Annotated in this window: 14 protein-coding genes; 6 read left to right on the top strand and 8 right to left on the bottom strand. The window is 43.7% G+C overall.

What is annotated here, in order from left to right; genetic code table 11:
- Positions 1-108: 108 nt before the first annotated feature.
- Positions 109-1275, bottom strand: coding sequence for a UDP-4-amino-4,6-dideoxy-N-acetyl-beta-L-altrosamine transaminase (gene pseC, locus PseudUWO310_RS14255; RefSeq protein WP_142602360.1), 1167 nt, complete (start codon positions 1273-1275; stop codon positions 109-111).
- A complete protein-coding gene (gene pseB / locus PseudUWO310_RS14250; RefSeq protein WP_142602358.1) occupies positions 1272-2282 on the bottom strand; it encodes a UDP-N-acetylglucosamine 4,6-dehydratase (inverting) in 1011 nt (336 codons plus the stop codon). Before pseB ends, pseC begins: the two co-directional genes overlap by 4 nt.
- 134 nt (positions 2283-2416) lie before the next feature.
- On the opposite strand from pseB, the gene PseudUWO310_RS14245 reads away from it, so the two are divergent.
- Positions 2417-3262, top strand: a complete 846-nt coding sequence (locus tag PseudUWO310_RS14245) for a helix-turn-helix domain-containing protein (protein WP_142602356.1) — start codon at positions 2417-2419, stop codon at positions 3260-3262.
- A 57-nt stretch (positions 3263-3319) separates the two neighbouring features.
- Positions 3320-4186 carry a SirB1 family protein gene (locus PseudUWO310_RS14240; protein ID WP_142602353.1) on the top strand — a complete coding sequence of 289 codons (867 nt, stop codon included), beginning with the start codon at positions 3320-3322 and terminating at the stop codon, positions 4184-4186.
- A gap of 97 nt (positions 4187-4283) precedes the next feature.
- On the opposite strand, the gene PseudUWO310_RS14235 is transcribed toward PseudUWO310_RS14240, so the two are convergent.
- The 6 genes from PseudUWO310_RS14235 to rpsD all read right to left on the bottom strand — a co-directional run bounded on the left by PseudUWO310_RS14235 (position 4284) and on the right by rpsD (position 8849).
- Positions 4284-5201 carry an alpha/beta hydrolase gene (locus PseudUWO310_RS14235; protein WP_142602351.1) on the bottom strand — a complete coding sequence of 306 codons (918 nt, stop codon included), beginning with the start codon at positions 5199-5201 and terminating at the stop codon, positions 4284-4286.
- Between the two features lie 111 nt (positions 5202-5312).
- Positions 5313-5927 (bottom strand): hypothetical protein, encoded by a 615-nt coding sequence (locus tag PseudUWO310_RS14230; protein ID WP_142602349.1) that lies wholly within the window; start codon positions 5925-5927, stop codon positions 5313-5315.
- A 283-nt stretch (positions 5928-6210) separates the two neighbouring features.
- Complete coding sequence (locus PseudUWO310_RS14225; protein WP_142602347.1) at positions 6211-6774, bottom strand: peroxiredoxin; 564 nt, start codon at positions 6772-6774, stop codon at positions 6211-6213.
- Between the two features lie 14 nt (positions 6775-6788).
- Entirely contained in the window at positions 6789-7532 is a 744-nt protein-coding gene (locus tag PseudUWO310_RS14220) for a DUF4335 domain-containing protein (protein ID WP_142602345.1), read from the bottom strand.
- Entirely contained in the window at positions 7532-8119 is a 588-nt protein-coding gene (locus tag PseudUWO310_RS14215) for a DUF3038 domain-containing protein (RefSeq protein ID WP_142602343.1), read from the bottom strand. The genes PseudUWO310_RS14220 and PseudUWO310_RS14215 overlap by 1 nt, the downstream gene beginning before the upstream one ends.
- Before the next feature lie 121 nt (positions 8120-8240).
- Entirely contained in the window at positions 8241-8849 is a 609-nt protein-coding gene (gene rpsD, locus PseudUWO310_RS14210) for a 30S ribosomal protein S4 (RefSeq protein WP_009628000.1), read from the bottom strand.
- Between the two features lie 296 nt (positions 8850-9145).
- On the opposite strand from rpsD, the gene PseudUWO310_RS14205 reads away from it, so the two are divergent.
- The 4 genes from PseudUWO310_RS14205 (at position 9146) to PseudUWO310_RS14190 (ending at position 11519) form a co-directional block, all read left to right on the top strand.
- A complete protein-coding gene (locus tag PseudUWO310_RS14205) occupies positions 9146-9649 on the top strand; it encodes a hypothetical protein (RefSeq protein ID WP_009627999.1) in 504 nt (167 codons plus the stop codon).
- Between the two features lie 283 nt (positions 9650-9932).
- On the top strand, positions 9933-10481 hold the full coding sequence (locus PseudUWO310_RS14200) for a 3-isopropylmalate dehydratase (RefSeq protein ID WP_142602341.1): 549 nt from the start codon (positions 9933-9935) through the stop codon (positions 10479-10481).
- 28 nt (positions 10482-10509) lie between these two features.
- Entirely contained in the window at positions 10510-10881 is a 372-nt protein-coding gene (locus PseudUWO310_RS14195; RefSeq protein WP_190316032.1) for a 2Fe-2S iron-sulfur cluster-binding protein, read from the top strand.
- 56 nt (positions 10882-10937) lie between these two features.
- Entirely contained in the window at positions 10938-11519 is a 582-nt protein-coding gene (locus tag PseudUWO310_RS14190; RefSeq protein WP_142602337.1) for a thermonuclease family protein, read from the top strand.
- Position 11520: the final 1 nt, after the last annotated feature.

Here is an 11520-nt window from a genome sequence, read left to right as displayed (position 1 = left end):
GCCACCGATTCTGGTTTTATATTTGGTACTTCATTAAATCGCAAGTCCCTTATTGATGCGCCTAAGTATAAAAGTCTTTTTCATAAAGCATATTATTCATTGTGGTCTTCAATGTAATATTTTTTGCAGATTAGTAATAACTAGGTCTTGGTCTTGATCACTCAATCCATAATATAGAGGAATACTGATCACACTTTTATAGTACCCTTCTGCTCTGGGAAAATCTCCCCACTTAAACCCCAACTTTTGATAATAGGGTTGAGCATGAACTGGAATGTAGTGCAAATTTACGCCAATACCAACTTGGCGAAGCTCTTCAAAGACTTGGCAATGAGTTTTACTGATTTTGTCAAGATGTATGCGAATTACATATAAGTGCCAACTAGACTCAGTCTCAGGATGCTGGTGGGGCAAAGTAATCGGTAAATTTTGTAGTAAATAGTTGTATCGTTGAGCTAAAAATCGCCGTCTACTTACAAATTCTTCCAAACGTTGCATTTGGCTTGAGCCTAAGGCGGCTTGAATATCGGTCATACGGTAATTAAAACCTAGCTCTAATTGCTGATAATACCAAGCGCCATGAGATTCCCCCTGCATTAAATCGGGATTGCGGGTGATACCATGCGATCGCAGTCTGATTAACTTTTCATATAAATCCTCTCGATTAGTTAACACCATGCCCCCTTCACCTGTGGTGATAATCTTCACAGGATGAAAGCTAAATACCGCTAAATCTGAATATTCGCAACAGCCGATCGCTTTGCCCAGATATTTACCACCGATCGCATGGGAGGCATCTTCTAATACATGGAATCCATACTGTTGAGATAACGCTGCAATTTTTTTCATCTCGCAGGATTGCCCCGCAAAATGTACGGGCACTAAAATCTTAGGAAGACAGCCATTCTTAGAGGCATTGGCTAGTTTTTGCTCCAAGGCTTCGATACTCAAATTATAGGTATGGGGATCGATATCTACAAAGTCAACCTTAGCACCGCAATATAAGCCGCAGTTTGCTGAAGCTACAAAGGTATTTGGGGAAGTCCAGAGATAGTCATGTTCGCCTAGACCAATAGCTAAACAAGCAATATGTAAAGCGGCTGTGGCACTCGAAACAGCGATCGCATACTTAACTCCGCAATAATCAGCAACTGCCTGCTCAAAACGATTGATGGCGGAGCCTTGAGTTAGCCAATTCGACTGTAAAACTTCAATCACACTTTGAATATCGGCAGCGTTAATATCTTGCCGCCCATAGGGAATATAAGAACTCATAAAGCAAAACTGGGATCAACATGGGCTTGAATCAACACCCGTAATTCATCAACAGTCAAAAATCGTTTGTTTTGATCAGAATTATAACTAAACCCAGCCTCAACCATTTTTGCGCCGTTCTCACAATATCGCTCTATCAGATCGCCATGAACTGGCAAGATCGCATAGTATTCACCACAATCAACGGTAGTAAAAGAATCTGAAGTCGTGATCATTTCCTCATGCACTTTTTCGCCTGCGCGAATGCCCACAATACGCTGTTCACATTCAGGAGCGATCGCAGTGGCAACATCAGTAATATGATAAGACGGAATCCGAGGCACAAAAATTTCACCTCCCCAAGCATTTTCGATCGCCCACATCACCATTTTTACCCCTTCTTCTAAGGTGATATTAAAACGAGTCATCTGTGGATCGGTAATGGGTAATACACCCTCATGACGCTTCTGCAAGAAAAAGGGAATAACAGAACCGCGTGAACCCATGACATTGCCGTAGCGCACCACACTAAAACGGAGATCCCGCGAACCTTTGATATTATTTGCCGCAACGAATAACTTGTCAGCACATAACTTCGTAGCCCCATACAAGTTAATCGGAGCCGCTGCCTTATCAGTAGACAGAGCCACAACCCTCTTTACGCCACTGTCTAAAGCTGCTTCAATGACATTTTCAGAACCCAAAACATTAGTACGAATAAACTCGATCGGATTGTACTCAGCAGCAGGAACTTGTTTCAGTGCTGCGGCATGAACCACGATATCAATACCTTCACAGGCGCGAGTTAGCCGTCGTACATCACGAATATCACCAATAAAATAGCGCAATCCTGAATATTTTGTATCAGAAAACTGCTGTGACATTTCAAACTGTTTTAATTCATCCCGCGAATAGATGACTAATCGTTGAATGTTAGGGAATTGGTTTAGTATCAGTTCTACAAACTTTTTACCAAAAGAGCCAGTTCCGCCTGTAACTAAGATTGAGCTTTTTTCATTAATTCGCATAGAGATGATTATTTGTGAAAGCCATACTTCACCAATAGTTTTGCAAATAGTTACTTATTAAAACTCTAACCCATGCGTTCAAGCGTTAAGATATTGATTGGTTCGTAGATACGGTTTCGGGGTATCCCAAATCAATGGCTGTTAAACTTGCGCTGGATGATAAACAAGAAATACTTCGCCTCTATCGTGAGTCTGATGCTACCACAACTCAGTTAGCGAAGCAGTTTGGCATTAGTACGAGTACAGTTTTACGACTGCTACAAGAGCTAATTCCTGCTGAGGAGTATCGACTATTGGTGAGCAAAAAAAAGGCTGAAGGAAAAAGAGGATCACGGGTCAATTATGAGGTGGGAGGCTTTCAGGTCAATCAGCTTGCTTTGATCCCTGACGATTTGCCCGTGGAGACGGAGGACGATAACGTTAATTTTGACCAAGGTGATGAAACGGCGATCGCAATGGATGAAAAGCTCGATGAAACGCTAAATATGCCTGAAGGCGACCTCGATGAGGATGAACTCGATGACGATGACGAATCCGAGGACGATCTAGTCGATGAGGATAATCTCGATCTTGGGGAGGATGAACTAGAAGACTTCTCTGAAGATTCTGAAGATGATGATGCTGTTTTACCAATGTTTGCGGAGCTAAGGGGTGGGCATAGCACGGGCGATCGCCTTGAAATTTTGCCCCTCGACCGCGCCGAGCTCCCGCTAATTTGCTATATCGTCGTCGATCGCATTGCGGAGATCATTACTCGTCCATTAAAAGATTTTAAGGATCTCGGCGCGATCCCCCCCGAAGAGTCACTTGCAAAAACCATCCCAATTTTTGACAACCATCGCGTTGCAAGGCGGTTTTCCCATCATAATCAGCGGGTGATCAAATTTCCTAGTGATTTGATCCATATTACTCGTCCTAAACTCGTTCAAAAGGGGATCACCCGTATCTTATTTAGCGGACAGGTGTATACGCTCAACTAGATCTTCAAGGTGCATTTCTGTAATTTATCTGTAATTCACAGAAATATAGAAAGTACCTTGAAGCTTGAAAATCTTGATATTGATATAAACATTGTGTTAACGCTTTCCCCAGCAAGGCAAAAATTTTGGCAAATTGCCCATACGCCAGACCATGATATGTCCGTGGAGCATCTACTGGAGGGCGCTTTGGCGATCGCGTGGGAAGAATATCCGCGTATGGATCTCGGACATTATCGAGAAATTTTTGACCGCATGGTTGGAGACTTACAACCAAGACTCGCTGAAATCCGTTATCCGCTTAAGGTATTGCAGGAAATTAATCGCTACCTATTTGACGAACTGGAATTTAGCGGTAATGAGCGAGATTATTACGATCCTCGCAACAGTTTTATCACTGATGTGTTGGAGAGGCGTTTGGGCATTCCTCTCACCCTATCACTGGTGTATATGCTGGTTGCCCATCGGTTGGGGTTTCCGATGGATGGTATCAGTTTTCCTGGACATTTTATTATTCGCCCACAACATCCCGATCTCGATCTATTTATCGATCCCTACAATAAAGGCGAAATTCTCTTTCCTGAGGACTGTGCGGCGAAGTTGACCCAACTCTATGGCTATGAGATCCCACTTCAGTCGGAATATCTTGAACCTGTAAATATTCGCCGCATTTTAGATCGTTTACTTAATAATTTAAAACTGATCTACCTACGTCGCCGCGAACCCACTAAAGCCTTGGCTGCGATCGAGCGATCGCTAATGCTCAATCCCGATGTTCCGACCCAATGGCGCGATCGCGGATTAATTTGTTATCAGCTTGATCGCTATACCGAGGCTCGCATCGATCTGGAGAGTTATTTGCAACGGGTTCCCTATGCAGAGGATGGGCGCATTATTTTGCAATTGATTGCCGAAATGCAGGATTAAAAGCCCCAAAGAGTGTTGCCGCGCGGAGCGCGGCAACACTCTTTGGGGCTTAGTGATACCAAAACACAAAATGGCGTAGCCATTTTGTGTTTTGGTATTACTTATAACTGTCAATAACTGCCAATTTTTTGAGGGCGATCGCCAGTTTAGTTTTGCCTTGCCATCCCGTATAGGCACTGTAAAGACATTGCTCACCCACGCTTACAAACACATGCAAAACTTGGAAGGGGTTTTGCCATGTCCAGAGCTTAACATCCTTGCCATAGGCTTGATAAACCTTAGCTTTGGCAAAGTTTTGGTTGTCAATTTCCGTAAGATCGAGCGATCGCAATTGGGCGATTAAATAGGAGGCAATATCCGTTGATAGGGGCGCAATCTCAGGATTAGACCAAAACTGGCGTATTGCGGCGGCAACTTGAGGATGATTTTTGAGCGTGGCATGACGTAGCCCCTGCAAGCGCACAAAATTAGCATAGGCAAACTGAGAGCAATTTACGGGCACAGTACCGTCAGTATTATTGCCCAGATCGCCCACGATCGACAGCGTCGGAATCTTAGCGGCGATCGCTTCAGCGATCGAACGACGATTTTTACCTAAATCGCGAGCAATCAGGGGGGACATTGCCAAGGGATCGAATAGTCTACCCAGATCCGAGCCACCGACTGGAGAAGCAACTAGGACAAGGCTATGGACTTTACCCCACCATTCAGGATGGCGATTTAAAACTTCGAGCCAAATTAGCCCGCCCATCGAATGCCCCACAATTCGTAATGGTAGTTGGGGATAGGTGGAAATTGCCTCTGTGGCAATCGTTTCGACCTTATCAATCAATGGAGCGATCGTCAGCCAAGTGTCGAGCCAACCGAGATTGGGTACATAGGTGGGAGTATTTGCATCTACAAGCGATCGGGCTAAATAACCAATGTCTTGGGCGGTATCAGCCCAGCCATGCTGGGCAAACAACATAAACTTTTGAGCTTGGTCAGCTTCAGGCAGATAGGACTGGTTTGACATTGGGGAAAATTAGGGCGATCGCTACATAACTTATAGCATTTCTCAATTTGTCGAGGTATGACAAACAATGCATTGAGCCCAAGGATTGAGTCCAAGGATTCTTAAGAATGCTTAGCGTCTAACCCTTACGCCGCGATACATCACAACATCACCAGCATCAGACTTTTGGTTGTTTTTTGAGTTGTTTTTGGTTTCCGATCTCGATTTTGGTCTGCTTTCAGATTCATCGACATCGCTCGATTCTCTTTCGATCGCCCCAGAATTGCTAGCACCCAAGCTTCTAGCAATTTTTTCTAAGGGTTGGGTTATCAACGAACAACCGATTAAAGCGGTAACCCTAGCGACTTCCGCCATTAGATTTTCGGGAGATAAGCGAGGCAAGACATCCGATGCTCCCCGTCGCAAAGCCCAACTATGTTCGATATCTTTTATTTTTTCTTGTCTAGGATTAAACAAAACAACTTTTGTTGGTACTTGTTGCTTACTTAACCATTGACAAACCGATGATGACTGCAATGTTTCTGAGTTAGGACTTTTGATCGCCATATCCATAATGAGAAGGTCAGGTAGCTTTTGGCGATCGAATTTTTCTAGATATACAACTAAGTCTAAGGGGATATTTTCCCAAATTACGTCCAACTGCTGAGTTAACAAAGCTGTTTTCCATAATTCCCCTTGGACTCGATCAGTATGCATCATTAAAACAGCTTTTTTTAGTTCAGCCATAGCTTTACCTAATTCCCCGATGAAAATGGGTCATTAACTTTAAATTTTGATTAAGCTATTAAGTTAACCGATTTAGAATGTTCATTTTGTACCATAGTTAACCAAAGTTAAAATGTATGGATACAGCAAAGTAATATCTATATATCTACCGCCAAATGTACTAGGACATAAACCCCAATAATTGACTGGCGACACTTTGCGCCGCCAGTCAATTATCCAGATCCCCAAAATGGTAGCGCCATTTTGGGGATTTGGATAATGTCAGTGCGGGTTAAGCATTGTTTTAAACTTTGATCGTTGCCATCCCCTGTTGCCAATCTACGGGACAAACCTCATTTTCGTGGATCTGGGTATGTTGAATTGCTTTGAGGGTACGAAGAGTTTCGTCAATACTGCGTCCAAAGGCAAGATTATTAATAGTTGCATGTTGGACGATACCTGATTTGTCGATGATAAATAAACCACGCAAAGCAACGCCTACATCGGGATCGAGAACATTAAAAGATGTCGCGATCGCCTTAGTGAGATCGGAGACCAGCGGACATTTAACATCACCACCAAGTCCACCATCCGCCAAAGGAGTTTGAATCCAAGCTAGGTGAGCGTACTGACTATCAACGGAAATGCCGATGACCTCCGTATTTAATCGGGCAAATTCCTCATAGCGATCGCTGAAGGCGATCACCTCCGTGGGACAAACAAAAGTAAAGTCAAGGGGATAAAAAAATAAAACTACATATTTATTTTTTTGATAGCTGGAAAGCCTAATCTTCGTAAATTCCTGATCGACTACAGCATCTGCTTCAAAATCTGGCGCAGGATTGCCAACCCTTAAGAATTCAGCCATAGCTCGTCTCTTTTTTATCTGGGGCTAGTGGTGGGCGATGTCTCAGGACTAGAAGAGCTAGTTGGGTTTGGTGAAGCTGTGGGGCTGGGAGAACTTTCAGGGCTAGATGAGGCTGTAGGACTCGGTGAAGCTTCGGGACTAGCAGAACTTTCAGGACTTGCCACTGGTGGTTTAGAAACTTTAGGCAAAGGTTTAGTTTGCACGGGAAGAGTTTGGGCAGGCTTCGGTTGGGGTTTGGGGATGGGGATGAAGTATAAAACCGTAGCGGCGATCGCTAAACTCACTACTCCAGCGATCGCGGGCAATGCTTGATTATTTAACTGAGATTGCGATCGATAGTCAGAAATTTGGGTTACTAATTTCAGATCGGGCAAAGTGATCGGATCGCAACACAAACGATCGAGACTCTCCATCAGATCAAATAGCTGAATCGTATTTAGCTCGATCTGGAGTTGCTTGGGATTATGGGCATCGGCTTCGTTGAGCGATACCGATAGAACATGGAGATGCTTGCCTTGGGGCTCGATCTGCACCAGTTTCTCAGGAATTGCTACTAAGATATTACTCTTTAGCGCTTGGGCATAGGCTCCTACAACTTTAACCAGCGCATTGAGCAGTTCTAATCCACCGACAATGGGCTCAGCGTGATGGTTAAAGCGACAACTAAAGCCAGTCAGAATGGAAATTACATCACCACTGGTGACGATCCCATCGACTAGCAAAGTGCAACTGGGCAAACTATAGCTGCGTTGAATCATTAGGCGATCGCTCCATCAAACAGACTATTCCATAGGCGATATTCGCCCGCGACACCACTACATAGCAATAGGCGCGTTAGCAATTGCAGGGCTAACTCGCGAATTTCTTGTTTATTTAAAGGAGATGGCGATCGCATTCGTCCAATATACAAAGACGTAAAGCGATCAATATAATTTTCTAAAAAACCTTGGTTTTGCTGTAAGCCTAACGCTTCAATCTTACCCTCGCTAATCTGCCGATCGGTGCTCAGTAGCAAGCGCAAACCAGTATCTAACTGTTTGGCGATCGTGCAGACAATCTTGACTAAAGCCTTCAACTCATCCCAACTAAGGCTGGCGCGTTGATAATTGCGACGAAGCGGATTCGTATTTCGCAGTCGCCAAAAAGCTACACGACTAGGAATCGTTTTTTCTAAACCTAGCTGCTCGATTAAGACCAGTATGACCTCAACTGCCTCTAAGTCCAGCGCCTCGATCGCTAGAAGCAGGTGATCAATATCCATACGGACACTGCGGGGACAACCCCGAACAAAATCCTTAGGAACGTGTAAATCGAGGTTTACAGGAGCAGAAATATTTAACTGCATAATTCGCAGTGAAGTTGAACCTAATAGAGTTTACCCAATTGGCAGTTTACCCAGTTGGAAGGCGTTCAGCTACAAGCAATTTATCTAAGAACAACAAAGCCCGTAGCTGAGTGCTTCAACCTTAAGCTTGGCGTGAGTAGTACTCAATAACCAGCAGTTCGTTCACTTGCAATGCTACCCATTCGCGCTCGACAACGCCATTGACTTTACCAGTCATCTTTGCCTTATCGAATTCTAAATGGCTAGGAATGTTGGACAAGCCTGGGAATTCGAGGTTACGCTCGACAATTTTGCGAGACTTTTCATTATCTTTCACGCTAATTACTTCACCAGGGCGAACACCATAACTAGGAATAGTTACGCTTTTGCCATTGATGGTGATGTGTCCGTGATTTACTAATTGACGCGCAGCAGGAATCGTCGGCGCAAATCCCATGCGGAAAACAGTATTATCTAGACGCATTTCTAGCAGTTGTAGCAATACTAGTCCTGTAGAACCCTTAACTCTTCTGGCTCGGCGCACATAGCGCAGCATTTGAGTTTCAGTAAGACCATAATTAAAACGTAGTTTTTGCTTTTCCTCAAGACGCACAGCATACTCAGAACGCTTTTTGCGATCTTGACCATGCTGTCCAGGTGGATAAGCGTGCTTAGGTTGTTTGCGACTTAGACCGGGAAGCTCTCCGAGTCTTCTGACGATTCTGAGGCGCGGACCTCTATAACGGGACATAGCTCCTTCCTTGTTACTGTTGAAAACTTGACAGCCTATCTAGTATATGGCAACTTTGCCAAATTTATGACACCAATTATTAGGATTTATCGTGACTCCTATCTGTTATAGCTATAGCCAAATAAGTTAAGACATAAAACCCAGAAGAGTGGTGCGACGCAAAGCGCCGCACCACTCTTCTGGGTTTTGTTTTTGTCCTAACATAACTGGCTACTGCTATAACTAGTTTGATTCTCTGGGGTTAAGTGATATTGTGTAGTTATTCGTTCAGTAAGTAGTAAACGAGAGGGATTTGTTTGACTCAGTCAATTAATCTACCCAAGCTAGACGATTTTTTGCAAGAGCTTGCGACGATACAGCAACAAGGCTCAAAGCGAATTGCGTTTTTAGGCTCCCGCCATGTGCCATTGACTCACCAACTGCTGATCGAACTGCTCAGCTATGCCTTGGCACTATCTGGTAACAGTATTATTACCTCTGGGGCAACAGGTACAAATTTTGCGGCAATTCGTGGTGCTTTAAGGGCTGACCCTAATTTGTTGACCGTAATTCTGCCACAAAGCCTTGATAAGCAGCCCTATGAGTCTCGCGAACAGCTAGAAAATGTGATTCATTTAATCGAGCATAGTGAAAATGACACTTTATCTTTGGCTGAAGCGAGTAGTCTGTGTAACCAAGAAATTATTTCTAAGTGTCAGCAACTAATCTGCTTCGCGTTTCATGGTAGCGAGACTTTATTGCAGACTTGCCAAGATGCTGAAGAACAACGCAAAGTGGTAACTCTGTTTTATTTCGATTGATTATTTCGATTGATTATTTTGACTAATTGTTTTGACTGATTTTATTCTGAATGCGATTTTGACTAAACAATAAGTAGCTAGGTAAAATTAAATATAAGACTCCAAAAGCTGTAGCGCAGGCTGCGCTTTCCCCATAGCTTTTGATTTTGGGTTTTAATTATACCCAGCCACTTAGGAAAGATTATTTCAGACCGATTTCTAGATCAATTACTGTTTTTTAGCACTGTTTCTAGCACTGTTTTCTGGACTAATGACTGTTTTATAGATTTTATAGATAAAAACTATGAGTAAGACAATTCAGGGCAAAGTATTTGTATTAGATGACAATATCGATACTGATCAAATTATTCCTGCGGAATATCTCACCCTCGTTCCTTCTAAGCCCGATGAATACGAGAAGCTTGGTAGCTATGCCATGATTGGATTACCCGATCGCTACGATCGCTTTATTGCTGAAGGTGAGAGCAAAACCATCTATGCAATTATCGTCGCAGGTGAAAATTTTGGTTGCGGGTCTTCGAGGGAACATGCACCGATCGCCCTTGGGGCGGCGGGACTTGAGGCTGTGGTTGCTCAGTCCTACGCGAGAATTTTCTTTCGCAACTGTACCGCCACGGGCGAGCTATATCCTTGGGAGTCGGTCGAACGTTTAATTGATAACTTTAAGACTGGGGAAGAAGCGACGATTGATTTTGATCGCGATGTCATTATTAACGAAACCACTGGCGCGACTTTTTCTCTGAAATCTTTGGGCGATGTCCGTCCTGTCATCGATGCTGGGGGCTTATTTGATTATGCTCGGCAAACGGGTATGATTCCTACTCGCGCATGAAAGTCGCGTATAACGCCTATAAATACTTATGTCTTACCACATTCGCATCCACGATCGCCAAAACGATAAGTTCTACGAAGCCGATATCGAAGGCGATCGCTATATTCTCGAATCCTTAGAATCACAGGGGATCGAGCTGCCTTTCTCCTGTCTGAATGGTGCTTGTACAGCCTGCGCCATGCGCGTAAAGTCGGGGACGATCGATCAGCATGAAGTAATTGGTCTGTCCAAAACATTGCAAGATGAGGGTTATGCCCTAATTTGTTCTGGCTATGCACAGTCAGATCTAGATCTAGAAACTCAAGATGAAGATGAGGTCTATCGCCTCCAGTTTGGCAACTTTTTTGCCAAACGCAAGCGCCATTGGTTTCAGTTTGGCATTCCCATCGATCATGACTAGATTTTGTAAAGGACGCTTTGCGTCCTTTACATTTTGAATTGGATGTCCTTCAATCTATGAGTTCTAAAACAGGGAAAAAAGAGGCAATTGCTTTATCTACGCCACGTTGGTTGGTATTGACGGGAATATTAGTTGCATTTTTAATAGTTGCAAATATTTTGCTTGCCTTTATGCAGCCTAGCGATCGCATCAATGGCGAGCTATGGCTGATCAATCGGGTAATTAGCGGTCAAACCGTTGAAGCTTCAGTTCTGAACAATCCCAATATGACCGTGCAGAGAGTGCGCCTGTTAGGATTAAGCGCCCCTCTCAAAGAACAGGCTCCTTGGGGCGATCGCGCTCGTCAGCGCTTGTCAGATTTGGTCAAAGAACAGAAGGTGATTCTGGAATTTGATGTCAAGCAAAAGGACAACTCCGATCGCTTACTTGCCTATATTTGGAAAGATAAATTATTAGTTAATCAATATTTGGTCGGTGAGGGTTTGGCGATCGCTGATCCCTATCCTCCTAATAGCAAGTACGATGCGAGAATTAGTCGCGCTCAATCAAAAGCAAGATTACAAGAATTGGGGATATGGGATACTCAAAATCCATTACGCCTTAGCCCTAGAGATTTTCGTCGCCAATTAAGTAATTAAA

It is taken from the genome of Pseudanabaena sp. UWO310, from assembly GCF_006861605.1.
GTDB lineage: Bacteria > Cyanobacteriota > Cyanobacteriia > Pseudanabaenales > Pseudanabaenaceae > Pseudanabaena.
The sequence above is the reverse complement of the archived record's forward strand: the minus strand, read 5'-3'. Positions and strand labels throughout refer to the sequence as shown.